Genomic DNA, 23,452 nt, shown 5'->3' on the forward strand with positions numbered 1-23,452 from the left:
AGTATCAAACGCAGGACGATCCGCCCCGGTCGTCCAGTGAGGAGCTGACATGACCCCCACGACGAAGTTCAAGGCCGCCCTGTGCGGTCTCGCCCTCCTTGCCGCCGCCGCCCTCCCGACGGCCGCACCCGCCAACGCCGCCACCGGAGCCCCCGCTGCACAGCCGGCCATGTCGGCCGAGGTAGCGGCCGCGATCAAACCGGTGCCGAAGCTCGGCTACTCGACCCAAACCGTCCGGACGCTGAACATCGACTTCCAGTACCAGCAGACCGGTTACTGGTGCGGCCCGGCCGCGACCCGGATCGCACTCTCGGCCCGGATCTCGCCGCCGAGTCAGCAGCAGCTGGCCAACGAGCTGCCGACCACGACGAACGGAACGGACTGGATCGGCCAGGTCACCCGGGTGCTCAACAACCACCTCGGCACCGGCTGGTACGAGACGAAGGAGATGCCCAACGATCCGCCCACCCAGGCGCAGCGTGACCTGCTCTGGCGGGACGTGGTCCTCGACATCAACAACAACTACCCGATCGTCGCCAACATCGTTGCCCCGGCCAGCAACCACCCGCCGGGCTACCCGAACTACACGATCTACCACTACTTCACGGTGATCGGGTACGACGACAGCGACCAGACCGTCCTGATCGCGGATCCGGCCGGGTTCGCCCCGACCGCGACGTACTGGCTGACCTTCAACCAGCTCGCGACCCTGATCCCGCCCAAGGGCTACTCGGCCTGACCGCGAGAACGCCGTACTCACTGGCCGCCCCCGGTGAGTACGGCGACCACGGATAATCGCGGGTGTGACGAGACAGCCGCGGTTGGAGATCGAGTACTGCACCCAGTGCCGGTGGTTGATGCGGGCAGCCTGGACCGCCCAGGAGCTGCTGACCACGTTCCCCCAGGAGCTGGGCGAGGTGGCGCTGGTGCCGGGAACAGGCGGCGTGTTCGACATCAGCCTCGACGGGGAGCTGCTGTGGTCGCGGAAGGCCGAGGGTGGGTTCGCCGAGGTTCCGCTGCTCAAGCAGATGGTGCGGGACCGGATCGCGCCGGACCGGAAGCTCGGTCACTCCGACCGCAGGCCCGCTGGTGACGCGAGTCATGGGATGTGAATTTGTGAACGGTTGACCGGCCTTGCGACAATAGATCGGTTATGACTACCTCCCTTCCCCTTGTGTTCGATGAGCCGCGCCGTGCCAAGAAGCCGCCGCGGCACCTGGCCGACCTCACGGGGGAGGAGCGCCGTACTGCGGTCGCCGCGCTGGGTGAGCCCGCGTTCCGGGCCAAGCAGCTGTCCAACCACTACTTCTCCCGGCTGGTGTCCGACCCGGCCGAGATGACCGACCTGCCGGCCGCGACCCGCGACAAGCTGGTCGCCGACCTGATGCCGCCGCTGCTGACCCGCGTCCGTGATCTCGAGTGCGACAACGGGGAGACCCGGAAGACGCTGTGGAAGCTGCTCGACGGTTCGCTGGTCGAGTCCGTCCTGATGCGGTATCCGGGCCGCGCGACGATGTGCGTGTCCTCGCAGGCCGGTTGCGGGATGGCGTGCCCGTTCTGCGCGACCGGCCAGGGCGGACTCACGCGGAACATGTCGACCGCGGAGATCGTCGAGCAGGTCGTCGACGGCGCACGGGCGCTGGCGCGCGGCGAGATCGCCGGTGGGCCGGGGCGGGTCAGCAACATCGTGTTCATGGGCATGGGCGAGCCGATGGCCAACTACAAGGCCGTGATGGGCGCCGTACGCCGGTTCACCGATCCGTCGCCGGAGGGGCTGGGGATCTCGGCGCGTGGTGTGACGGTGTCGACGGTCGGGCTGGTGCCGCGGATCAACCAGCTCGCGACCGAGGGGATCCCGGTCACGCTCGCGCTGTCGCTGCACGCGCCGGACGACGAGCTGCGCGACGAGCTGGTGCCGATCAACAACCGCTGGAAGGTCGACGAGGTGCTCGACGCGGCCTGGGGGTACGCGCGGCAGACCAAGCGGCGGGTCTCGATCGAGTACGCGATGATCCGCGACATCAACGACCACGCCTGGCGGGCCGACCTGCTCGCGGAGAAGCTGAACGCGCGCGGCGACTGGGGCTGGGTGCACGTCAACCTGATCCCGCTGAACCCGACCCCCGGCTCGAAGTGGACCGCCTCCGACCCGGCCGACGAGCGCGAGTTCGTCCGTCGCCTCGAGGCCGCCGGCATCCCCACCACCGTCCGCGACACCCGCGGCCAGGAGATCGACGGCGCCTGCGGCCAGCTCGCCGCTGCGAGCAAGTAGCCGACAGACTGGGCGCATGCGCGTTCGACGGTTCGAAGAGGCGGATCGCTCAGCCGTACTCGCCCTGGCGCCCCGCCTCACCGAGGGGGTCGCCGCCTGGCGACCGGAAGAGCTGGTGTTGTCGGCCGTCACCGGCTGGGTCGTGGAGGCGCTGGCGCGAGCTGCCGAGCCAGGGCGCTTCGTGTTCGTCGCCGACGAGGACGACGCGGTGCTCGGCTTCGCGGCCGGTGAGGAGCGCCCGCACTGGTCCGGCGTTCCCGAGTTGTACGTCGGCGAGCTCGCCGTCGACCCGCACCACGAAGGCCGCGGCGTCGGGCGGGCGTTGATCGACGCCGTCGCCGCGCACGCCCAGGAACTCGGCCTCCACTCCATCACCCTCGACACCGGTGCAGCCAACACCAACGCCCGCTCGTTCTACCAGCGCCTCGGCTTCGAAGAAGAGGACGTGAAGTTGACGATGAGGCTTGATGGGATGATCGGGGGGTGAAGATCCTTTCGATTCAGTCGGCCGTTGCGTACGGGCATGTGGGTAACTCCGCGGCGGTGTTCCCGCTGCAGCGGATCGGTGTCGAGGTGCTGCCGGTGTACACGGTGAACTTCTCGAACCACACCGGCTACGGGGCCTGGCGTGGGCCGATGATCAGCCCGGACGACGTACGTGAGGTTCTGCTCGGGATCGAGGACCGCGGTGTCCTTCCGCAGATCGACGTGGTGCTCTCGGGCTACCAGGGTGGCGAAGGGATCGCCGACGTGATCCTGGAGGCGGTGGAGCGGGTCAAGGCGGCCAATCCGACCGCCGTGTACTCCTGTGACCCCGTGATGGGGAACGCCAAGTCCGGCTGCTTCGTCGCGCCCGCCATTCCGGTGCTGCTGCGCGACCGGGTGGTTCCGGCGGCCGACATCATCACGCCGAACCAGTTCGAGCTGGGCTTCCTGACCGGCACCGAGCCGGACACCCTCGAGTCCACGCTGGCCTCGGTCAAGCTGGTGCGAGCGACCGGCCCGCGGACGGTGCTGGTCACCAGCGTCGAGCGCCCCGACCGCGAGGACGGCACGATCGAGATGCTGGCCGTCGACGACAGCGGCGCATGGCTCGTGCAGACGCCGTACATCCCGATGAAGGCGAACGGCTCGGGTGATGTGACGGCCGCGCTGTTCACGGCGCACTACCGCAGTACCGGCGATCTCGCGGAGGCTCTCGCGCGGACGACGTCGAGCGTCTTCGACCTGCTCACGCGCACCCACGAGTCCGGCGAGCGCGAGCTGCAGCTGGTTGAGTCCCAGGACGCGTACGCCAACCCGAAGATGCAGTTCAAGCCCCAGCGAGTCAGCTGATCAGGCCGGCAGCCTCGTCGATGGTCTCCACGAGGTGGATCGGCATCGCGTGGTCGGCTGCGAGGGCCTGGAGGAGCGGCCAGACGGGCAGCTCGGTGGTCCAGTAGTCGGTGCCTACGAGGATCAGCGGGATCTGGGTCGCTGCGTCACCGTAGTAGTTCGGGGTGACCGCCTGGAAGACCTCCTGGACCGTGCCGGCGGCGCCGGTCAGGTAGACGATGCCGCCACGGGCCCGGCCGAGGAGAACGTCCTCGCGCTGGGCGTTCGAGAAGTACTTCGCGATCGCCGAGGCGAACACGTTCGGCGGCTCGTGGCCGTAGAACCAGGTCGGAATCGACACGCCGCCGTCGCCGGGGTAGCGGGCGCGGACGTTCAGGCCGGTGGTCGCCCACGCGCCGATCGACGGACGGAAGGACGGTACGGCGGCCAGCTCGGCGAGAGCATCCTCGACAGCGGCATCGTCGTACGACGCCAGCGATGCGCCGAGGTTGGCGGCCTCCATCGCGCCCGGACCGCCGCCGGTCACGACCACGCGGCCCGTGCGGGAGAGCTCACGGCCGAGCAGTACGGCGGAGCGGTAGTCGTCGGTGCCTCGCAGTACACCGTGGCCGCCCATGACGCCGACCCAAGGCTTGTCGTCGGGTAGTTCGCTCAGGGCGTCCGCGATGGCGTGGTCGTGGAGTGCCGCGGCCAGGGTGCGGCTGGTGTCGCCCTTCTCGTCCTGCTGGCGGGACCAGGCGTAGATGCGGGCGTCCGGCGTGGCGTCGTACCCGTCCTCGAGGCCGGCGTACAGCTCGTCGGCGTCGTACAGGCGGCCGCGGTACGCGTCGAAGGGGAGTGCCGGGATCGCCGGGAACACCAGTCCGCCGCCGTCGCGGACCCAGGCGTCTGCCTTCTCCTCCAGCACGCAGCCGAGGAACAGCGAGCCCATCGGCTTGAGTCCCACGATCTCCGCCGTCCGCCGGGTGAGATCCACCGACTGCACCCGCCAGCCTGCCATCGCGGTGGCCCCGGCGGCGAGCAGGCGGTCGAAGTGCTCCAGCGACTCGATATCCACATGCGGGATGCTCGGCATTGTCACGCAGAGCACCTTAACGTCATAGACCTGCGCTATCGGTCAACCGGTGTAATGCTTGCCCCATGACACATGCGGAGCTCTGGGAGCGTCACAAGGCCGTCATGCCGGCTTGGCTCGCGTTGTACTACGAGGAGCCGATCGAGATCGTGGAAGGGTCCGGCCGCCGGGTCACCGACGGTGAGGGCAACACCTACCTCGACTTCTTCGCCGGCATCCTGACCAACGCGATCGGGTACGACATCGCGGAGATCTCGGACGCGGTGCGTGAGCAGCTCGGCACCGGGGTCGCGCACACCTCGACGGTGTACCTGATCCGCAAGCAGATCGAGCTGGCCGAGCAGATCGCCGAGCTGTCCGGGATCCCGGACGCGAAGGTGTTCTTCGCCAACTCCGGCACCGAGGCGAACGAGACGGCCCTGCTGCTCGCCACCCAGAACCGCCGCTCCAACCAGGTCCTGGCGATGCGGAACTCGTACCACGGCCGCGCGTTCGGCACGGTCGCGATCACCGGCAACCGCGGCTGGTCCGCGAGCAGCCTGTCGCCGGTGAACGTGCAGTACGTCCAGGGTGCGTACCGCTACCGCAGTCCGTTCCGGGATCTGTCGGACGCCGACTACGTCAAGGTCTGCGTCGACGACCTGCGCAACGTCATCGAGACCACGACCTCCGGCGACGTCGCCTGCCTGATCGCGGAGCCGATCCAGGGCGTCGGCGGGTTCTCGTCACCACCCGACGGGCTGTACGCCGCGTTCAAGGAGGTCCTGGACGAGTACGGGATCCTCTTCATCTCCGACGAAGTACAGACCGGATGGGGCCGGACCGGCGACCACTTCTGGGGCATCCAGGCGCACGACGTCGTCCCGGATGCGATGACGTTCGCGAAGGGCCTCGGCAACGGGTTCGCGATCGGCGGCGTGGTCGCCAGGGCCGAGCTGATGGACAGCGTCAAGGCGAACTCGCTGTCCACCTTCGGCGGCAACCCGATCTCGACCAGCGCGGCGAAGGCAACGATCGACTACCTGCTCGACAAGGACCTGCAGGCGAACGCGGCCAAGCGCGGCGCCCAGTTGGTCGACGGCCTGCGCGGGATCTCCGACGAGTATCCGGAGCTCGGCGACGTCCGCGGCAAGGGCCTGATGCTGGCCGCCGAGATCGTCAAGCCGGACGACAACACCCCCGACGCGGCAAGCACCGCCAAACTCCAGCAGGAGACGAAGAACCGCGGGCTCCTGGTCGGCAAGGGCGGTCTCTACGGCAATGTACTGCGGATGGCGCCCCCGATGACGCTGACCGAGGACGAAGCCGCCGAAGCCCTGGAAATCATCCGCGAATCCTTCGGCACTCTGCGCTGACCACACAACAGCGCCCCGGTCCAGGACCGGGGCGCTGCTGCGTCAGAGCGGGGCTTCCGCCGAAGTGGCTGCCTCGGCAGCCGACGGCGGTGGCGCGCCGGTGATCTTGCGGCGGCGCCGGGAGCGGCCCTCGAGGTAGCGGGCCAGCAGCGACAGCAGCGAGCACAGGCCGATGTAGATCACCGCGACGACGATGTACGTCGGGATGTACGGGAACCCGTACTGCAGCCGGCCGCCCATCTGCTTGGCGACGTACAGCAACTCGGCGTACGTGATGATGAAGCCGAGCGCGGTGTCCTTCAGCAGCACGACCAGCTGGCTGACGATGGCCGGCAGCATCGCACTGATGGCCTGCGGCAACAGTACGAGCCGGACCACCTGGTTCTTCCGCAGGCCGATCGCGTACGACGCCTCGCGCTGACCCTTCGGCACCGCGGCGATGCCGGCCCGGAAGATCTCCGCGAGCACCGAGCCGTTGTAGAGCGTCAGACCGAACACGACCGCCCAGAACGGCGTCAGGCCGAGGTGGTACTGCAGGCTGCCGTAGTAGAAGAAGAACATCAGGATCAGCAGCGGGATCGCCCGGAACAGCTCGACGACGAACGTCGCCGGCACCCGGACCCACTTGTGATCGCTGATCCGGGCCGCGGCGAACACCGCACCCATGATCATCGCCAGCACCGCGGCGAGACCGGCCGCCTTCAGCGTGTTCAGCAGACCGTCCAGCAGCTGCCTCTGGATCGCCGTGTACTGGAACTGGACCCACCGGCGGCTCTCGAACTGGCCGGTCGCGTTCAGCCGGTAGACGACCCAGGCGACGGCGCCGGCCACCAGCAGGATCACGACCACGTTCAGGACCCGGTTGCGGAGCTGCGCCCGCGGTCCGGGAACGTCGTACAACGCGCTCATCAGGCCACCGCCGTCCGTCGTTCGGCCCATCGCTGCAGGAAGATCAGGGGGACGATGAGGATCAGGAAGCCGATGGTGATCCACACCAGCGTGAGCATCTGGTTCTCACCGCGCTCGGCCATCGCCGCCGGGATCGCGCCTGCCTCGGCGACCGAGAAGCCGGCCGCGATCGTGGTGTTCTTCAGCAGCGCGATCAGCACGCTCATCAGCGGCGGCTGGATCGCGCGGAACGCCTGCGGCAGCACGATCACCGACAGCACCTGGATGAACGACATGCCGATCGCCCGGCCGGCCTCGGTCTGCCCGGGCGGGATCGTGTTGATGCCGGATCGGACCACCTCGCAGATGAACGCCGACGTGTAGATCGTCAGCGCGACCACCGCGGACCAGAAGAACGACGGCAGCTCGATGTTCATCTTCGGTGCGCCGAAGACCAGGAACGCGAACACCAGGGTCAGCGGGGTGTTCCGCAGTATGTTCACGTAGCCGGTGCCGACGCCCCGCAGGGCCGGCACCGGGGAGACCCGGAACGTGCCGAGCAGGGTGCCGAGCACCAGGCTGAGCACGCCGGAGATCAGGAACAACTTGATCGTGGTCCAGAAACCCTGTCCGAACAGATCCCAGTTGTCGGTGAGGACCGAGAACATCGCGACCTTCCTGCAAAGACGTGGTCCGGCCGCGGCGCCCGTACGGACGCCGCGGCCGGATCTGGATCAGTACTTCTCGAGCGGCGGCGGGGTCGAGGTCGAACCCGACTTGCCGAGCGTCTCGTCGTAGATCGCCTTCCAGGTGCCGTCGGAGGCCGACGTCTCCAGGATCGAGTTCATCTTGTCGCGCAGCGCCTTGTCGGCCAGCGGCAGGCCGATGCCGTACTTCTCGGTGCTGAACGGCTTGCCGACCACGCGCAGCTGGTCGGGCGCGGTGGCCGCGTAGCCCTTGAGGATCGCGTCGTCGGTGGTGACCGCGTCGGTCTTCTTGTCCAGCAACTGCGAGACGCACTCCGAGTAGGTCTTGAACTCGGAGATGTTGCTCGCCTCGGTGAGCTGCTCGTCCTTGACCCGCTGGATCGGCGTCGAACCGGTCGCCGAGCAGACCTTCTTGCCCTTCAGCGCGGTCTTGCCGGCGTCCATCGAGGTGTCGTCCTTGCGGACCAGCAGGTCCTGGCCGGCGATGAAGTACGGGCCGGCGAACGAGACCTGCTTCTTGCGCTTGTCGGTGATCGAGTAGGTGCCGACGTAGTAGTTGACCTCACCGCCGGCGATCGCGGTCTCGCGGTTCGCGGACGGGATCTCCTTGTACTCGATCTTGTCCGGGTCGAAGCCGAGGCCGGCCGCCATCATCCGGGCGACCTCGATGTCGAAACCGCAGCGCTTGCCCCCTGCGTCCTTGTAGCCGAGGTTCGGCTGGTCGGCCTTGACGCCGACGGTTACCTTGCCGGCGGACTTCATCTTGGTGAAGGTCGGGCTGCCGGCCACATCCACGCCGGACGCGGTGGTGAACTTGTGCAGGTCGCCGCAGGAGTCGGAAGCGTTGCCGCCACCGCCGCCACTGGCGGCAGGCTCGTCCTTGCCACAGGCAACGGCGGTCAGCGCGAGCGCACCGACGCCGAGAGTGGCGACGAGGTTGCGCATTCTCATGATCTGGTTCCCCTTCGTTGGTTACTACAGCTACAGCCGCGGGCGGGAGCTCAGTGCTTCAGGATCTTGCCGAGGAAGTCCTGGGCCCGCCGGGAGGTCGGGTTGGTGAAGAAGGTCTCCGGGTCGGACTCTTCGACGATCTCGCCGTCGGCCATGAACACCACCCGGTTCGCGGCGGTGCGGGCGAAGCCCATCTCGTGCGTGACCACGACCATCGTCATGCCCTGCTTGGCCAGATCGATCATCACCTCGAGGACCTCCTGGATCATCTCCGGGTCGAGCGCCGAGGTGGGCTCGTCGAAGAGGATGACCTTGGGGTCCATGGCCAGCGCCCGCGCGATCGCGACGCGCTGCTGCTGGCCACCGGACAGCTGAGCCGGGTACTTCGAGGCCTGGTTCGCGACCCCCACCCGCTCCAGCAGTTCCATCGCCCGCTTCTCGGCCTGCTTCGGGTCGGTCTTGCGAACCTTGAGCGGGCCGAGGGTGACGTTCTGCAGGATCGTCTTGTGCGCGAACAGGTTGAACGACTGGAACACCATGCCGACGTCGGCACGCAGCCTGGCCAGCGCCTTGCCCTCACTGGGCAGCGGCTCACCGTCCAGCAGGATGCTGCCCGAGTCGATGGGTTCCAGCCGGTTGATCGCGCGGCAGAGCGTTGACTTCCCGGAACCGGACGGGCCGATCACGACCACGACCTCGCCCTTGGCGATGGACAGGTCGATGTCCTTCAGCACGTGCAGTTCGCCGAAGTGTTTGTTGACACCGGACAGTGCCACCAACCCGGCCCTGTTCTGAGTGTCTGGCGTGAGAGTGCCGGAATCGCTCATGGCCAGAACCTACTGGAGCCGGGGGTGCGGTCGCAGGCCCGGGTGGTACCCCCTTGGTAACGATCTGCAATAAACCGGCGCTGACCGTAGCCCGGTGGTCACGGACTGCTCGCGATTGTTCGTTTGTGAGCGGCTCGCCCGCTCAGGTGACGATTCCGTACTCGCGAATCTTGCGATAGATCGTCGCGCGTGACATTCCCAACGCTGCCGCGGCAGCCTTCTTGTCGCCGTCGTACGTCGAGAGCGCGTCGACGATCGCGTCCCGTTCGAGGGCCTCGATCGGGGTCAGCTGCCGGCGGGTGGTGGCTCTGCACTCGGGCGGCAGGTCGGCCAACTCGACCACCCCTGACCGGCGTCGCCTGGCGACCGCGGTGAGGACAGCGCGCAGATGGGTGATGTTTCCCGACCACGGCAGCCGCATCAGCTGGTTCATCGTGGCGGGAGAGAAGGTGAGGCCGCTGATGCCCGCCTTGGCAAGCAACGACCGGACCAGCGCGGGAATGTCCTCGACGTGATGCCGCAGCGGCGGCACCTCGACGGCCCGGGGGAAGAACGCGAGCAGCTCGTCGGCGATCTCGGACCGGTCGGCCGGCAGCGTGAGCGCGACCCAGGCGTCGCCGGCGATCGCGCCGTCCCGGACGTTCTGCAGCAATTCGGTCAGTCCGTCGAGGACCTCGCCGGTCAGCAGGTGCGCCCGCCGGACGATCAGGTCGGCGCCGGAATCCAGCTCGGCCCGTGCCTCGGTCAGCAGGTCGTCGCCCATCGCCTCAGGATCGAGTACGACGAGCCGGCGCTCAGGCGCCACATGCCGGCGTACGGCGCGCAGCATGGTCAGCTTGCCCGTCCCCGCCTCGCCGTCGGCGATCAGCCACTCGGACCGGCTGCACGCCTCCAGCAGCTCTTGCGTGACGTGCTGCCAGACCGCGCTCGTCCCGGTCGTCCCGGGAATCAACGGCGCCCGGGCGCCCTGGGGACTGCGGACCGGCGCCCGTTGCTCCTTGATCTGGATCACGCCGCCGGCCAAGGTGTCGCCGAGGAAGGTCGGGCGATAGGCCAGTCGCGCGGTAGTCCCGCTGGGTAGATCGGTAATGAATACAAGCGGTTTGGTGCCGCCGCGCGCATCCCGCGTGCGGTCGATGAGCGCCGCCTGGTCGTTGGCGTCGAACCGGGCCTGGGCGTAGGCGTTCATCATGAACACCTCGTCGCCGAGCGCCAGCACCGGACCGCCGCTGTGCCGGCAGGCCGCGTAGTAGTCGCTCAGCAAGGCGTGGTCGAGCGCGTTCGCCTCCTCGACGACGCGGTCGTGGATCCGCCGCGCGGCGAGTTTGGCGAACGACAGCAGGATCGAGTTCGAGTTCCTGGCCTGGGTGGTGATGTCGAGTACGCCGAGCAGGCCGCCGGTGACGGGATGCGTGATCGGGGCGCCGGCGCACGAGAACATCCGCAGCTTCCCGTTGTAATGCTCGGCTCCGTCGATCAGGATCGGTCCGCCCACCTCGAGCGCAGTACCGATCCCGTTCGTGCCGACGGCGGACTCGGCGTACTGGAATCCAGGCGCGAGGTCGACCGAATCCAGCCGACGCAGCAGGGACGGGTCGCCGCCGCGGCGGTCGAGGACGACGCCTTTGGCGTCGGTCAGGATGATGCAGACCGGCTCGTTGTGCAGCTCCGACGACAGTGCGTCGATCACGGGCCGGGCCGCCCGCATCAGCGTCGTCTCGCGGTCGATCCGGTCGAAGTACTTCGGGGCGGGGCGGTCGACGTCGACCTGCGACGCCTGTGAGCGCTCCCACGACACTCGGATGGGATCTCGGACCGGCTGTGCAGCGCCCATAGCGGTCTCCTTCACGTCCGTCACCAGCGAACTTCGACCAACGGTAGCTGCCCAGGCTGTGACCGCCATCTCACATTGAGACACGGAGACGTCCGTCAGGCGGCTTTCATCTCCTATCAACCCCGATGATGGAGGCCCACATTGAGCAGGCAGAGTCTTACCAAGGCCCACGCCAAGATCACCGAGTTGTCCTGGGAACCGACGTTCGCGACCCCGGCGACCCGGTTCGGCACCGACTACACCTTCGAGAAGGCGCCGAAGAAGGATCCGCTGAAGCAGATCATGCGGTCCTACTTCCCGATGGAGGAGGAGAAGGACAACCGCGTGTACGGCGCCATGGACGGCGCGATCCGCGGCAACATGTTCCGTCAGGTGCAGCAGCGCTGGCTGGAGTGGCAGAAGCTGTTCCTCAGCATCATCCCGTTCCCGGAGATCTCCGCGGCCCGGGCGATGCCGATGGCGATCGACGCCGTACCGAACCCGGAGATCCACAACGGGCTCGCCGTACAGATGATCGACGAGGTCAGGCACTCGACGATCCAGATGAACCTCAAGCGCCTGTACATGAACAACTACATCGACCCGGCCGGTTTCGACATGACCGAGAAGGCGTTCGCGAACAACTACGCGGGCACCATCGGCCGGCAGTTCGGCGAGGGGTTCATCACCGGTGACGCGATCACCGCGGCGAACATCTACCTGACCGTCGTCGCGGAGACCGCCTTCACCAACACGCTGTTCGTGGCGATGCCGGACGAGGCCGCGGCCAACGGCGACTACCTGTTGCCGACGGTCTTCCACTCGGTCCAGTCCGACGAGTCGCGGCACATCAGCAACGGGTACTCGATCCTGCTGATGGCGCTGGCCGACGAGCGCAACCGGCCGCTGCTGGAACGCGACCTGCGCTACGCGTGGTGGAACAACCACTGTGTCGTGGATGCCGCGATCGGCACGTTCATCGAGTACGGCACGAAGGACCGGCGCAAGGACCGGGAGAGCTATGCGGAGATGTGGCGGCGGTGGATCTACGACGACTACTACCGCAGCTACCTGCTGCCGCTGGAGAAGTACGGCCTCACGATTCCGCACGACCTGGTCGAGGAAGCGTGGAACCGGATCACCACCAAGGGCTACGTGCACGAGGTCGCGCGGTTCTTCGCCACCGGCTGGCCGGTGAACTACTGGCGGATCGACGCGATGACCGACAAGGACTTCGAGTGGTTCGAGGAGAAGTACCCCGGCTGGTACTCGAAGTACGGCAAGTGGTGGGAGAACTACAACCGGCTCGCGTACCCCGGCAAGAACAAGCCGATCGCGTTCGAAGAGGTCGGCTACCAGTACCCGCACCGCTGCTGGACCTGCATGGTGCCGGCGCTGATCCGCGAGGACATGGTCACCGAGAAGGTCGACGACCAGTGGCGCACCTACTGCTCGGAGACCTGCTACTGGACCGACGCGGTCGCGTTCCGCGGTGAGTACGACGGCCGGCCGACCCCGAACATGGGCCGCCTGACCGGCTTCCGCGAGTGGGAGACCCTGCACCACAACAAGGACCTGGCCGACATCGTGCAGGACCTCGGGTACGTGCGCGACGACGGCAAGACCCTGATCGGCCAGCCGCACCTCGACCTGGACCCGAAGAAGATGTGGACCCTCGACGACGTCCGCGGCAACACGTTCATGAGCCCGAACGTGCTGCTCAACGAGATGTCCGACGCCGAGCGCGAGGCCCACATCGCGGCCTACAAGGCCAACGGAACCGCCTCCACCCACCCGGCAGCCTGAGGAGGACCCGGTGGCCGACAAGCACCGTATCCAGTTCGAACCGGTCGGCATCGAGATGGAGGTCGGCGAGGAGGAGAAGATCCTCGACGCCGCGTTCCGGCAGGGGATCCATCTGATGCACGGCTGCCGGGAAGGGCAGTGCTCGGCGTGCAAGTCGTACCTGCTCGAGGGTGACATCCAGATGGAGCGCTACTCGACGTTCGCCTGCAACGACGCGGAGGTGGCCGAGGGTTACGTGCTGCTCTGCAAGTCGCACGCGTACAGCGACTGCACGATCGAGCTGCTGAACTACGACGAGGACGAACTGCTCGGCGGCATCCCGATCCGGACCGTCGGCACGCGGGTCGCGGCGATCGAACGGGTCACCCGCGACATCGTGTCGCTGCGGCTCGAACCCGCCGAGCAGTTCGACTTCAGGCCGGGGCAGTACGTCGACATCACGATCCCCGGCACCGACGAACACCGCTCGTTCTCGATGGCCACAACACCCGGGACACCATCGGGTGAGATCGAGTTCCTGATCAAGAAGTACCCCGGCGGCCGGTTCTCCGGCCTGCTCGACGACGGCCTGGCGGTCGGCGACGAACTGTCCATGACCGGCCCGTATGGCTCGTCGACGTTGAAGGACGGGCACGTGTTGCCGGTGGTCTGCGTGGCCGGCGGGGCGGGGATGGCGCCCATCCTGTCGATCCTGCGGCACCTGAAGGAGACCGGCAGTACGCGTCCGGTCCGGTTCTACTACGGCGCGCGGACGGCGGCCGACCTGTTCTACCTGGAGGCGATCAAGGAGCTCGGTGCGGACCTCACCGGCTTCGAGTTCATCGCCTGCCTGTCCGAGTCGGCTCAGGACTCAGAGGGACTCCAGGTGGAGGAGGGCAACGTCACCGAGATCGTCGAACGGCGCGAGCCCGAGCTGCACCGCAGCGAGGTCTACCTGTGCGGCCCGCCGCCGATGGTCGACGCCGCCTTGACGTTGCTGGAGGCAAGCAACGTGCCGAAGGACCAGGTCTTCTACGACAAGTTCACCAGCCCAGCTACCGATGGAGCCTGAGATGACCGAAACCACCCAGACGAAACAGCGCAGTTTTCCGAGCATAGAGTTCACCGACTCCGAGGCCGGCGCGCTGGAGTTCCCGAGCTCGCAGAGCCGGTCGTACAACTACTACAAGCCGGCCAAGCTGCGGGCGACGATGTACGAGGACGTCACGGTCGACGTCCAGCCGGACCCCGATCGGCACCTGAGCCAGGGCTGGATCTACGGCTTCGGCAACGGCCCCGGCGGCTACCCGAAGGAGTGGACCGCCGCGAAGTCCTCGAACTGGCACGCGTTCCTCGACCCGAACGAGGAGTGGAACCAGACGATCTACCGGAACAACTCCGCGGTCGTCCGCCAGGTCGACCTCGGCCTGCAGAACGCCAAGCGGGCCAGGGCGTACGACGCCTGGAACCCGGCGTGGCTGAAGTTCGTCGAGCGGAACCTCGGCGCCTGGATGCACGCGGAGAACGGGCTCGCGCTGCACGTCTTCACCAGCATCCAGCGGTCCGGTCCGACGAACATGATCAACACCGCGGTCGCTGTGAACGCCGCGCACAAGATGCGGTTCGCCCAGGACCTCGCGCTCTTCAACCTGGATCTGTCGGAGGCGCACGTACCGTTCGACGGTTCGGCGCACAAGGAGGTCTGGCAGAGCGCGCCGGAGTGGCAGCCGACGCGTGAGGTGGTCGAGCGGCTGACCGCCGTCGGCGACTGGTGCGAGCTGCTCTTCGCCACCAACATCGTGTTCGAGCAGCTGGTCGGGTCGCTGTTCCGGACCGAGCTGGTGATGCAGATCGCGGCCCGCAACGGTGACTACATCACGCCGACGATCGTCGGCACCGGCGAGCACGACTACGACCGCGACCTCTCGTACAGCCGCAACCTGTTCCGGCTGCTGACCAGGGACGCGGAGTTCGGCGAGACCAACAAGGTGCTGTTCGGCGAGTGGCTCGCGACCTGGGTGCCGCGCTGCCTCGACGCCGCCCACGCGCTGCAGCCGATCTGGTCCCAGCCGGCCGAGAAGTCGGTCACGTTCGCGGACAGCCTGGACGCGGCCAAGCAGAAGTTCCGTTCCGTGCTCGAGGACCTCGGGCTCGACACCCCGAAGGAGCTGGACCAGTGAGCATGCAGTTCGGATCTGAAGCCGAGTTCTCCAACAAGACCGGCGTGACCTTGATGAACACCCCGATCGGCCGTGTCGTCGCCCAGGTGATGGGCGCGAAGGACGGCGTCGAGCTGACGGAGTACCCGTCGATGATCCGCGTCGACGGGACCGGCCTGCTCGACTTCGACTACGCCGAGCTGTCCGACGCGCTCGGGATGGACTTCGACGGGTCGGTGTTCGAGGAGATCTCGTCCACCCACTACGGCCGGATGGTGCACCTGGACGACAAGACCATCCTGTTCGCCAGCCCCGAGGACGCCGCCGAGTACATCGGCTTCGACCTCACCACGAAGTGAGCGCGCATGTACGAGAAGAACGGTGAGAAGTACTACATCTGCGACGCGCACATCGCGTTGTGGGACGCGCGGGCCGAGAACCAGCGCAACATCCACGGCAAGCAGTTCATCGACTGCTTCTACGACTACCACAAGAACCTCAGCCCGGCCGAGGTCGTGTGGGACTACGACACCTACACCTACTACGGCGAGCAGCGGCTGCTGAAGGACCTCTTCGAGGACGGGTACGTCGATCACGCGATCTTCCAGCCCGCGATCCTGAGCGACTTCTACAAGCGCGGGTTCGGCCAGACCGAGGACGCTCTCGCGCTGACGCGGGCGCATCCGGACAAGCTGACCTACAACCACGCGTGGGATCCGCGCCACGAGGAGGCCGGCCTCGAGCAGCTCCGCAAGGACGCCGACCGGATGGGGCTGAAGGGCGTCAAGCTCTACACCGCCGAGTGGAACGGCGACTCCCGCGGGTGGAAGCTCGACAGCTTGTGGTCGCGGCGCTATCTCGAGGAGTGCCTGAAGCTCGGCATCAAGAACATCCACGTCCACAAGGGCCCCACCATCAGACCCCTGGACCGGGACGCCTTCGACGTCGCCGACATCGACCAGGTGGCGACCGACTACACCGAGCTGAACTTCATCGTCGAGCACGTCGGACTTCCCAGGCTCGAGGACTTCTGCTGGATCGCCACCCAGGAGCCCAACGTGTACGGCGGTCTCGCGGTCGCGATGCCGTTCATCCACAGCCGGCCCAGGTACTTCGCGCAGATCATCGGCGAACTGCTCTACTGGATCGGCGAGGACCGGATCCTGTTCTCGTCCGACTACGCGCTCTGGACGCCGAAGTGGCTGGTCGAGCAGTTCGTCGACTTCCAGATCCCGGCGGACCAGACCGAGTACGCGCCGATCACGACGGCCCAGAAGAAGAAGATCCTCGGGCTGAACGCGGCCGCCCTGTACGACCTCGACGTACCCGAGGAACTGCGGCTGCCGGCCGGCGTCGGGGCGACCGAAGAAGCAGTGGCGTCATGATCGCGGTCGCCGCATCGCTGGAGTTGGAGGCCGAGGTCGTGGCGGCGCTGGCGACCGTCATCGATCCCGAGCTGGACCAGCCCATCACCGACCTCGGCTTCGTCCGGTCGATCCGGATCGACGATGCCGGCGTGACCGTGCACCTACGGCTGCCGACCTCGTTCTGCGCACCCAACTTCGCCTACCTGATGGCATCCGACGCAGTCGACGCGCTGCGTCGGGTGCCGGGCGTGGGTGCGGTGAGTGTGCTGCTCGACGATCACCACGACTCGGACAAGATCAACGCCGGCCTGGCCGCGAACGCGGGCTATGTCGGCACCTTCGGCGACGAGGCCGATCAGGACCTCGACGAACTGCGCCGTACTTTCCAGCGCAAGGCGCACACGGCGGCGATGGAGCGGTGTGTGATGGCGCTGCTCCGGTCGACCGGCAAGACCATCGAGGAGTTGCCGGGGCTCACGCTCTGGCACCTGCCCGGCGGTCCGCAGAAAGACGCATTGCTTCGCAGGCGGACAGACATCGGGCTCGGGATCCGGCCCGAGGATCTCGTGCTGGTCGACGACGACGGCGTACCTGTGCCACCGGAGGCTGCGTCGCTGCGGTTGCGGTTCGCGAAGGCCGTCCGGATCTCGGTCGAGGGCAACGCGCACTTCTGCCGCGGCCTGCTCAAGACCCGGTACGACGACGAGCCGCCGACAACCCGGATCACCAATACGAGGAGGAGTCGATGAAGGCCGTCCAGGTCACCGGCTATCACACCAAGCTCCAACTGGCCGATGTTCCCGAGCCGAAGATCACCGGGCCGCTCGACGTGGTCGTGCGGATCGGCGGCGCCGGGGTCTGCCGGACCGACCTGCACATCCTCGAAGGACAGTGGGCCGAGAAGAGCGGCGTGATGCTGCCGTACACGATCGGGCACGAGAACGCCGGCTGGGTGCACGCGATCGGCGACGCCGTCACGAACGTTGCCGTCGGCGACAAAGTGATCCTGCACCCGTTGATCACCTGCGGACTCTGCCGCGCCTGCCGGTCCGGCGACGACGTGCACTGCGAGGCGTCGGCGTTCCCGGGGATCGACACCGACGGCGGGTACGCCGAATACCTGCGGACGACGGCCCGCAGCGTCGTCAAGATCGACGACTCTTTGGAGCCGGCGGACGTCGCCGCCCTCGCGGACGCCGGGCTGACGGCGTACCACGCGGCGGCGAAGGCGGCGCGGACGCTCCGGCCGGGCGCTGTCTGCGTCATCATCGGCGCGGGTGGACTCGGTCACATCGGCATCCAGGTGATGAAGGCGATCTCGGCCGCCACCCTGGTCGTCGTCGACCGCAACCAGGCCGCGGTCGACCTGGCCGTCGAGATCGGCGCCGACCACGGAATCGTTGCCGACGGCACGCACGTGGAGCAGGTCCGGGCGCTGACCGGACGGCACGGCGCGGAAGCGGTGATCGACTTCGTCGGCGAGGGCGGCGCCACCTCGGACGGGATCGAGATGCTGCGCCGGGCCGGCAACTACTACGTCGTCGGGTACGGCGAGAACCTCGACGTACCGACCATCGACGTGATCTCCACCGAGATCAACTTCATCGGCAACCTGGTCGGGTCGTACAACGACCTGCAGGACCTGATGGAGCTCGCCGCGCAGGGCAAGGTCGCGCTGCACACCACGAAGTACCCGCTGGAGGAGTTCCAGCAGGCCCTCGACGACCTCGACCGCGGTCTCGTCCGCGGCCGGGCGATCCTCATTCCCTAGCGATCCCAGCAGGAGGCAGACCATGGCGAAGGAACTGCGGTTCAACACCGACGCCCGGCGGTTGCTCGAGTCCGGCGTGAACGCGCTGGCCGACGCGATCAAGGTGACGCTCGGGCCCAAGGGCCGCAACGCGGTGCTGGAGAAGCTGACCGGCCCGCCGACGATCACCAACGACGGCGTCACGATCGCCCGCGAGATCCAGCTGCGCGAACCCTTCGCGAACATGGGCGCGCAGCTGGTCAAGGAAGTCGCGATGAAGACCAACGGCGTGGTCGGCGACGGCACCACCACGGCCACCGTGCTGGCCCAGGCGATGGTCCGCGAAGGCCTGCGCGAGGTCGATGCGGGCGCCAACCCGATGCGGGTACGCCGTGGCATCGAGCGGACCGTGCCGGTGGTGGTCGAGGCACTGCGCGGCCGGGCCGTCGAGGTTCACGGCCGCGAGCAACTGCAGCACATCGCGACCTTGGCGGCCAGCGACGACGAGATCATCGGCGAGGTGATCGCGAACGCGGTCGACTGGGTCGGCCGCAACGGTGTCGTCACCACCGAGGAGTCCGACACGCTCGGGATGTCGGTGGAGGTTGTCGACGGCATCGAGTTCGACCACGGGTACGTGTCGGCGTACATGGTCACCGACCGGGAGCAGATGGAGACCGTCTACGACCGCCCGCTGATCCTGCTGACCAACAAGAAGATCACGCAGGTGCAGGAGATCATGCCGACCCTCGAGGTGGCGCAGCGTGCGGACCGTCCGCTCGTCGTGCTCGCCGAGGAGGTCGACGGGCCGGCGCTGCAACTGCTTGTCGGCGGCAACATGCACAACACGATGCGGTCGGTCGTCGTGCGGGCGCCCGGGTTCGGCCACCGGCGGATCGCCGAGCTGGAGGATCTCGCGACCGCGCTCGGTGGTTCGGTGATCGCCAAGGACACCGGGCTCGACCTCACCGACGTGACCCGCGAGCACCTCGGCTCGTGCGACCGGATCACGATCACCGAGGACACCACCACGATCGTCGGTGGGCACGGGGACGCGTCGCTGGTGGAGGCGCGGATCTCCCAGCTGGAGAAGCAGTTCGAGCGGGCCAAGATCGACGCCGACCAGGACAGCCTGCAGTTGCGGATGGCGCGGCTGGCGGGCAAGGTCGCGGTGATCCGGGTCGGCGGCGCGACGAGCGTCGAGCTGAAGGAACGGATGCTCCGCGTCGAGGACTCGCTCGCCGCGACCCGGGCTGCGCTAGAGGAAGGCATCGTGGCCGGCGGCGGGACGGTCCTCGTGCAGGCCCAGGCTGCGCTATCGGAGCTGGAGCTGTCCGGTGACGAGGCGATCGGACGCGAGGTCGTACGCCGCGTGCTGCCGGAGCCGCTGCGCTGGATCGCGATCAACGCCGGGTACGACGGCGACGAGGTCGTGGCACAGGTCGCTTCGTTGCCCGCGGGGCACGGTTTCAACGCGCTCACCGGTCAGTACGGCGATCTCGTCGAGGACGCCGTGATCGATCCGTTGAAGGTCACGCGTGCGGCGCTGGAGAGCGCGGCCTCGATCGCCGCGCTGATCCTCACCACCGAGACCGCGGTCGTCGAGGAGATCATCGGCAACCCCGGCGCGATCATGGCGCCCGGCTTCGGCGATCTGGCCGAGGGCATGGTCCGTCCGTCGAACATCTATTGAGGGGGCGGCCATGAACCGACGGCACCAACTCCTGGAGACCTTCCTGCACCGGGTTCTCGGCGTACCCCTGGACGAGGTGCACGAGGAGGCGCTCCTGCTCGAGCACGGGTTGAGTGACCGGCTCGAGGAGCTGATCGACGCGGCGCTCGGGTATCCGAGGCGGGATCCGTTCGGGGAGCCGATCCAGCCGAAGGTGCGGGCGTGATCGAGCCGACCCCGCCACAGCTCGCCACCGCGGCCAGGACCTTCGGCCTGTTGCTGGCGCCGGTCCGGCTGCACCTGGTCGCGTTGGCGAGTGGTGGTGAGTACGACGTCGGCACGCTGGCGGCCAGGGTGGGTGTCAGCGTGCCGACGGCGAGCCAGCACTTGGCCAAGCTCCGCCTGGCCGGGCTGGTCAGCGCACGACGCGAGGGTCGGCGGCAGTTCTACACCGTCGACGACCCCCACGTCGTGGCCCTCGTCGAGCAGATCTTCGAGCACGTCGCGCCAGACGGCACCCTCGCACCAGACCCGCCCCGACGAGCTCCGTTCTGGCGAGCACCCTTCGCCGGCAATGGCTGACCCCGCTGGTTTCGGAGGTTTTCCCTTGCCCGTGCCGGAGCGGGATGGATCACTTCCGCCGTAGGCATGCCGGACGTATCGTCTCGGCGGCGCTGTGCGTTGATCCAGGGCTACGGGAGTGCTGAAGGTTCGACAGCACCCCGTCGAAGACGGGTCGGAGAGTCACATGAGGATGTCGCTGACAAGACGCGGTCGGAAGATTCTCGCGGGCGGCCTCGGCGTCGCCCTGGTTGCCGTCGCAGTCGGCGGCTACGCGGGCCGGTACGAGCTGAAGGAGGAGTGGCTCAAACACCAGTGGTCCGGGCGGCACTACAACGCGGCCGTGATGGAGAAGGCGCTGATGATCGCGGGCGGCAATCCGTCCGAGATGCAAAGCGAGTCCAAGGAAGCGTTCACCATCGCTGACGAGTTCGAGCAGGCACGCACTGCGCCGGGCGGCATCGTGGCGCCGGGTGCCTACTCGGCGGCGTTCGCGCAGCTGACCGCGATGCAGCACACCGCGGGCACCTGGCATGACGTGACCAGGGTGCCGTACAACGCGGACGACCCCAGGTACCGCGACTGGTACTCCAACTCCAGTGGCGGCGCGGGCCACGTCACCGGCCGGATCACCGGCCTGGCCGCGGACACCGCCGACCACGTGTATGCCGCCGGTGCCAACGGAGGCGTCTGGCGGTCGACCACCGGTGGCGGCAACTGGACACCGCTGAGCGACTCGCTGCCTTCCCTGAGCGGCGGCGACCTCCAGTTGGCCGGCGACGGATCGCTTTGGTACGCGACCGGCGAGGCCAACACGGGCGGTACGTCGTACGTCGGCTCCGGCGTGTACCGGCTTGCGAACCCGGTCACCGGGACGTTCTCGCCGGCCGACCGGGTCGGTGGCAAGGAGCTGGAGTCGACCACTGTCGGCCGGCTGCGCTGGGGCGGCGGGCAGGTGTTCGCTGCGACCAATCGCGGCATCTGGTACCACGACGCGTCGACCACCGCCGGCGCCTGGAAGGTCGCGTTCTACCCGAACCCGGACTTCATGCCCGAGATCAAGGACGACGCCGGTCACGTGCTGGTCCCGGCCGGAAGCCGGACCGGTGGGGCGACCGACGCGGCGTACAAGAACATCGTCAATGACATCGCGATCGACCCGAAGAACCCCAAGCACGTGATCGCCGCGATCGGGTGGCGTTCGGGCGACACCTACAACGGGTTCTACGAGACCTCCGACTACACGGCGGGCCCGTCGAGCTGGAAGCGGCTGGACGTGGTGCTCGGCGGTATCAAGAACAGCACCGACGTCGGCTACACCACCTTCGCCTTCAGCAAGACCGGCGACCGGTTGTACGCCCTGGTCCAGCAGCCGAGCAAGATCAACGGCAGCACCAGCCTGGCCGGCATCTTCGTCTCGAAGACCGGCAGCCCGTCCGGGCCGTGGAACAAGATCGCCGACCCGCAGATCCTGCACAACAGCGGCTCCGCGCTGGACCGCAAGGGATACGCGGTCGGCGTCCAGGCCTGGTACAACCAGTTCCTCACGGTCGACCCGGCCAATGCCGACCACGTCTGGGCCGGCTTGGAGGAGGTGTTCGAGACGACCGACGCCGGCTCCCACTGGGCCACGGTCGCGCCGTACTGGAACTTCGGCTTCGCGTGCTGGAACATCGACGACGCCAAGAACACCTGCCCGATGGCACCACACTCCGACCAGCATTCGGTCGCGGTCGGTACGTCGGGCGGCAAGCCGGTGGTGTTCATCGGCAACGACGGCGGCATCTACAAGCGCCCGGTGAACGGACAGGTCAATGCCAACAAGAACGGGACCGATTGGCAGTCGCTGACCACCGACGGCACGATGGACGCGCTGCAGTACTACTCCGTGTCGGTCGGCAAGGACAGCAAGAACGGCGGCGTCGTGGTCTCCGGCGGCCTCCAGGACAACGGCGTGTCGAACCTGTTCGGGGTCAAGCCGGACGGATCCAACACTGACACCGGGATGGGCTCCAACTTCGGTGGTGACGGCGGCGACGGTGTGGCCGACCCACAGAACGGCTGCAACCAACTGCAGGAGTACGTCGCGCTGGCCGTGAAGATCACCAATACCTGCGCGTTGAACAAGGGAGCGCTCAGCGAAGCCGACGCGAGTTCGTGGAGTCTCGACCCGGGCGATCCGGGTGCGCGCTTCATCGCGCCGATCGGGATCGACTCGGCCGACTCGAACGGGTTCATCGCCGGCGGCCAGTACGTGTACACCTCCACCAAGGGCTGGGGGATGCGGAGCGCCTCGGAGTGGACCAAGGCGTTCGACCTCGGTGCGGGTCACTCCGCCACCGCGGTCGCGATGCGCGGCGGCGTGGGCTGGGCGAGCTGGTGCGGCCCGTGCAACAACACCGGATTCGCCCGCGGCCTGGCCACCAACGCGGGTGGGTCGTGGCACCAGGTCACGTTGCCGGCCGAGTTCCCCAACCGGTATCTGGCCGGCGTCGGCATCGACCCGGCGAACGGTCAGCATGCGTACGTCGCAGTGAACGGGTTCTCCCGCCGGTTCACCGAGGGCCCGGGCGCGGGTGTCGGCCACGTCTACGAGACCAAGGACGGCGGCGCCACCTGGGCGGACATCTCGGCGAACCTGCCCGACATCCCAGCCAGTGCGGTGAAGCAGCTGGCCAACGGTGCGCTCGTGGTCGGCTCCGACCTCGCGACGTTCTATCGCGCACCTGGCACCACCACGTGGCAGGTGCTCGGCAGTGGTCTGCCGACGACAACGGTGATGGACATCGAGTCCGGTCCGGACGGAAACATCTACGCGGCCACTCATGGTCGCGGGATCTGGAGCATCAGGCCACCGGCCTGAGCGCGCCGCGAGGACGGCTCACCCCACGGAGGGTGGGCCGTCCTCGGCCGTTCCTGCGCCACCCGCGGCGCG

General features: G+C 67.7%; 23 protein-coding genes. 17 read left to right on the forward strand and 6 right to left on the reverse strand.

Features of this window, described 5'->3' with window-relative positions; genetic code table 11:
* Nucleotides 1-49 precede the first annotated feature (49 nt).
* The 5 genes from EV653_RS40520 to pdxY all read left to right on the forward strand — a co-directional run bounded on the left by EV653_RS40520 (nucleotide 50) and on the right by pdxY (nucleotide 3,607).
* A complete protein-coding gene (locus EV653_RS40520) occupies nucleotides 50-739 on the forward strand; it encodes a C39 family peptidase (RefSeq protein ID WP_134111624.1) in 690 nt (229 codons plus the stop codon).
* A 64-nt stretch (nucleotides 740-803) separates the two neighbouring features.
* Nucleotides 804-1,112, forward strand: a complete 309-nt coding sequence (locus EV653_RS40525; RefSeq protein ID WP_134111625.1) for a SelT/SelW/SelH family protein — start codon at nucleotides 804-806, stop codon at nucleotides 1,110-1,112.
* Nucleotides 1,113-1,153: 41 nt separating this feature from the next.
* Complete coding sequence (gene rlmN / locus EV653_RS40530) at nucleotides 1,154-2,272, forward strand: 23S rRNA (adenine(2503)-C(2))-methyltransferase RlmN (protein WP_134111626.1); 1,119 nt, start codon at nucleotides 1,154-1,156, stop codon at nucleotides 2,270-2,272.
* Nucleotides 2,273-2,288: 16 nt separating this feature from the next.
* Entirely contained in the window at nucleotides 2,289-2,759 is a 471-nt protein-coding gene (locus EV653_RS40535) for a GNAT family N-acetyltransferase (RefSeq protein ID WP_134111627.1), read from the forward strand.
* Nucleotides 2,756-3,607 (forward strand): pyridoxal kinase PdxY, encoded by an 852-nt coding sequence (gene pdxY, locus EV653_RS40540; protein WP_134111628.1) that lies wholly within the window; start codon nucleotides 2,756-2,758, stop codon nucleotides 3,605-3,607. The genes EV653_RS40535 and pdxY overlap by 4 nt, the downstream gene beginning before the upstream one ends.
* Here pdxY and EV653_RS40545 read toward each other — a convergent pair.
* A complete protein-coding gene (locus EV653_RS40545; protein WP_238160781.1) occupies nucleotides 3,600-4,682 on the reverse strand; it encodes an LOG family protein in 1,083 nt (360 codons plus the stop codon). The genes pdxY and EV653_RS40545 overlap by 8 nt on opposite strands.
* A gap of 65 nt (nucleotides 4,683-4,747) precedes the next feature.
* Between EV653_RS40545 and EV653_RS40550 the strand changes: the two genes are divergently transcribed.
* Nucleotides 4,748-6,037 carry an aspartate aminotransferase family protein gene (locus EV653_RS40550; protein WP_134111630.1) on the forward strand — a complete coding sequence of 430 codons (1,290 nt, stop codon included), beginning with the start codon at nucleotides 4,748-4,750 and terminating at the stop codon, nucleotides 6,035-6,037.
* 42 nt (nucleotides 6,038-6,079) lie between these two features.
* On the opposite strand, the gene EV653_RS40555 is transcribed toward EV653_RS40550, so the two are convergent.
* The 5 genes from EV653_RS40555 to EV653_RS40575 all read right to left on the reverse strand — a co-directional run bounded on the left by EV653_RS40555 (nucleotide 6,080) and on the right by EV653_RS40575 (nucleotide 11,244).
* Nucleotides 6,080-6,976: an amino acid ABC transporter permease gene (locus tag EV653_RS40555; protein WP_134111631.1), complete on the reverse strand. Its 897-nt coding sequence runs from the start codon at nucleotides 6,974-6,976 to the stop codon at nucleotides 6,080-6,082.
* Entirely contained in the window at nucleotides 6,946-7,593 is a 648-nt protein-coding gene (locus EV653_RS40560) for an amino acid ABC transporter permease (protein ID WP_134111632.1), read from the reverse strand. Before EV653_RS40560 ends, EV653_RS40555 begins: the two co-directional genes overlap by 31 nt.
* 66 nt (nucleotides 7,594-7,659) lie before the next feature.
* On the reverse strand, nucleotides 7,660-8,583 hold the full coding sequence (locus tag EV653_RS40565) for a glutamate ABC transporter substrate-binding protein (protein WP_134111633.1): 924 nt from the start codon (nucleotides 8,581-8,583) through the stop codon (nucleotides 7,660-7,662).
* Between the two features lie 50 nt (nucleotides 8,584-8,633).
* Complete coding sequence (locus tag EV653_RS40570; protein WP_134111634.1) at nucleotides 8,634-9,410, reverse strand: amino acid ABC transporter ATP-binding protein; 777 nt, start codon at nucleotides 9,408-9,410, stop codon at nucleotides 8,634-8,636.
* A 142-nt stretch (nucleotides 9,411-9,552) separates the two neighbouring features.
* Nucleotides 9,553-11,244 (reverse strand): sigma-54-dependent Fis family transcriptional regulator, encoded by a 1,692-nt coding sequence (locus tag EV653_RS40575; RefSeq protein WP_202872059.1) that lies wholly within the window; start codon nucleotides 11,242-11,244, stop codon nucleotides 9,553-9,555.
* A gap of 141 nt (nucleotides 11,245-11,385) precedes the next feature.
* On the opposite strand from EV653_RS40575, the gene EV653_RS40580 reads away from it, so the two are divergent.
* The 11 genes from EV653_RS40580 to EV653_RS40630 all read left to right on the forward strand — a co-directional run bounded on the left by EV653_RS40580 (nucleotide 11,386) and on the right by EV653_RS40630 (nucleotide 23,380).
* Nucleotides 11,386-13,029, forward strand: a complete 1,644-nt coding sequence (locus EV653_RS40580) for a methane monooxygenase (protein WP_134111636.1) — start codon at nucleotides 11,386-11,388, stop codon at nucleotides 13,027-13,029.
* A 10-nt stretch (nucleotides 13,030-13,039) separates the two neighbouring features.
* Nucleotides 13,040-14,080 carry an FAD-binding oxidoreductase gene (locus tag EV653_RS40585; protein WP_134111637.1) on the forward strand — a complete coding sequence of 347 codons (1,041 nt, stop codon included), beginning with the start codon at nucleotides 13,040-13,042 and terminating at the stop codon, nucleotides 14,078-14,080.
* 1 nt (nucleotide 14,081) lies between these two features.
* A complete protein-coding gene (locus EV653_RS40590; RefSeq protein WP_134111638.1) occupies nucleotides 14,082-15,188 on the forward strand; it encodes an aromatic/alkene monooxygenase hydroxylase subunit beta in 1,107 nt (368 codons plus the stop codon).
* A gap of 2 nt (nucleotides 15,189-15,190) precedes the next feature.
* Complete coding sequence (gene mimD / locus EV653_RS40595; protein WP_134111731.1) at nucleotides 15,191-15,526, forward strand: propane 2-monooxygenase effector subunit MimD; 336 nt, start codon at nucleotides 15,191-15,193, stop codon at nucleotides 15,524-15,526.
* A gap of 6 nt (nucleotides 15,527-15,532) precedes the next feature.
* Nucleotides 15,533-16,552 (forward strand): amidohydrolase family protein, encoded by a 1,020-nt coding sequence (locus EV653_RS40600; RefSeq protein ID WP_134111639.1) that lies wholly within the window; start codon nucleotides 15,533-15,535, stop codon nucleotides 16,550-16,552.
* Nucleotides 16,549-17,283, forward strand: coding sequence for an iron-sulfur cluster assembly protein (locus tag EV653_RS40605; RefSeq protein WP_134111640.1), 735 nt, complete (start codon nucleotides 16,549-16,551; stop codon nucleotides 17,281-17,283). The genes EV653_RS40600 and EV653_RS40605 overlap by 4 nt, the downstream gene beginning before the upstream one ends.
* Nucleotides 17,280-18,305, forward strand: coding sequence for an NAD(P)-dependent alcohol dehydrogenase (locus EV653_RS40610; protein WP_134111641.1), 1,026 nt, complete (start codon nucleotides 17,280-17,282; stop codon nucleotides 18,303-18,305). Before EV653_RS40605 ends, EV653_RS40610 begins: the two co-directional genes overlap by 4 nt.
* Before the next feature lie 22 nt (nucleotides 18,306-18,327).
* Nucleotides 18,328-19,977: a chaperonin GroEL gene (groL, locus tag EV653_RS40615; protein ID WP_134111642.1), complete on the forward strand. Its 1,650-nt coding sequence runs from the start codon at nucleotides 18,328-18,330 to the stop codon at nucleotides 19,975-19,977.
* 10 nt (nucleotides 19,978-19,987) lie between these two features.
* Nucleotides 19,988-20,182: a metal-dependent transcriptional regulator gene (locus tag EV653_RS40620; protein WP_134111643.1), complete on the forward strand. Its 195-nt coding sequence runs from the start codon at nucleotides 19,988-19,990 to the stop codon at nucleotides 20,180-20,182.
* A complete protein-coding gene (locus EV653_RS40625) occupies nucleotides 20,179-20,538 on the forward strand; it encodes an ArsR/SmtB family transcription factor (RefSeq protein ID WP_134111644.1) in 360 nt (119 codons plus the stop codon). Before EV653_RS40620 ends, EV653_RS40625 begins: the two co-directional genes overlap by 4 nt.
* 166 nt (nucleotides 20,539-20,704) lie before the next feature.
* Nucleotides 20,705-23,380 (forward strand): WD40/YVTN/BNR-like repeat-containing protein, encoded by a 2,676-nt coding sequence (locus EV653_RS40630; RefSeq protein WP_202872060.1) that lies wholly within the window; start codon nucleotides 20,705-20,707, stop codon nucleotides 23,378-23,380.
* Nucleotides 23,381-23,452: the final 72 nt, after the last annotated feature.

Origin of the sequence: Kribbella pratensis, assembly GCF_004365355.1 — a bacterium.
Lineage (GTDB): Bacteria > Actinomycetota > Actinomycetes > Propionibacteriales > Kribbellaceae > Kribbella.

Coding starts and splice junctions, on each gene's coding strand:
- EV653_RS40575 (WP_202872059.1), bottom strand. CDS start 11,244: ATGGGCGCTGCACAGCCGGTCCGAGATCCCATCCGAGTGTCGTGGGAG.
- mimD (WP_134111731.1), top strand. CDS start 15,191: ATGCAGTTCGGATCTGAAGCCGAGTTCTCCAACAAGACCGGCGTGACC.
- EV653_RS40535 (WP_134111627.1), top strand. CDS start 2,289: ATGCGCGTTCGACGGTTCGAAGAGGCGGATCGCTCAGCCGTACTCGCC.
- EV653_RS40590 (WP_134111638.1), top strand. CDS start 14,082: ATGACCGAAACCACCCAGACGAAACAGCGCAGTTTTCCGAGCATAGAG.
- EV653_RS40550 (WP_134111630.1), top strand. CDS start 4,748: ATGACACATGCGGAGCTCTGGGAGCGTCACAAGGCCGTCATGCCGGCT.
- EV653_RS40570 (WP_134111634.1), bottom strand. CDS start 9,410: ATGAGCGATTCCGGCACTCTCACGCCAGACACTCAGAACAGGGCCGGG.
- EV653_RS40630 (WP_202872060.1), top strand. CDS start 20,705: ATGAGGATGTCGCTGACAAGACGCGGTCGGAAGATTCTCGCGGGCGGC.
- EV653_RS40600 (WP_134111639.1), top strand. CDS start 15,533: ATGTACGAGAAGAACGGTGAGAAGTACTACATCTGCGACGCGCACATC.
- EV653_RS40620 (WP_134111643.1), top strand. CDS start 19,988: ATGAACCGACGGCACCAACTCCTGGAGACCTTCCTGCACCGGGTTCTC.
- EV653_RS40610 (WP_134111641.1), top strand. CDS start 17,280: ATGAAGGCCGTCCAGGTCACCGGCTATCACACCAAGCTCCAACTGGCC.
- EV653_RS40565 (WP_134111633.1), bottom strand. CDS start 8,583: ATGAGAATGCGCAACCTCGTCGCCACTCTCGGCGTCGGTGCGCTCGCG.
- EV653_RS40545 (WP_238160781.1), bottom strand. CDS start 4,682: ATGCCGAGCATCCCGCATGTGGATATCGAGTCGCTGGAGCACTTCGAC.
- rlmN (WP_134111626.1), top strand. CDS start 1,154: ATGACTACCTCCCTTCCCCTTGTGTTCGATGAGCCGCGCCGTGCCAAG.
- EV653_RS40555 (WP_134111631.1), bottom strand. CDS start 6,976: ATGGGCCGAACGACGGACGGCGGTGGCCTGATGAGCGCGTTGTACGAC.
- groL (WP_134111642.1), top strand. CDS start 18,328: ATGGCGAAGGAACTGCGGTTCAACACCGACGCCCGGCGGTTGCTCGAG.
- EV653_RS40560 (WP_134111632.1), bottom strand. CDS start 7,593: ATGTTCTCGGTCCTCACCGACAACTGGGATCTGTTCGGACAGGGTTTC.
- EV653_RS40520 (WP_134111624.1), top strand. CDS start 50: ATGACCCCCACGACGAAGTTCAAGGCCGCCCTGTGCGGTCTCGCCCTC.
- EV653_RS40605 (WP_134111640.1), top strand. CDS start 16,549: ATGATCGCGGTCGCCGCATCGCTGGAGTTGGAGGCCGAGGTCGTGGCG.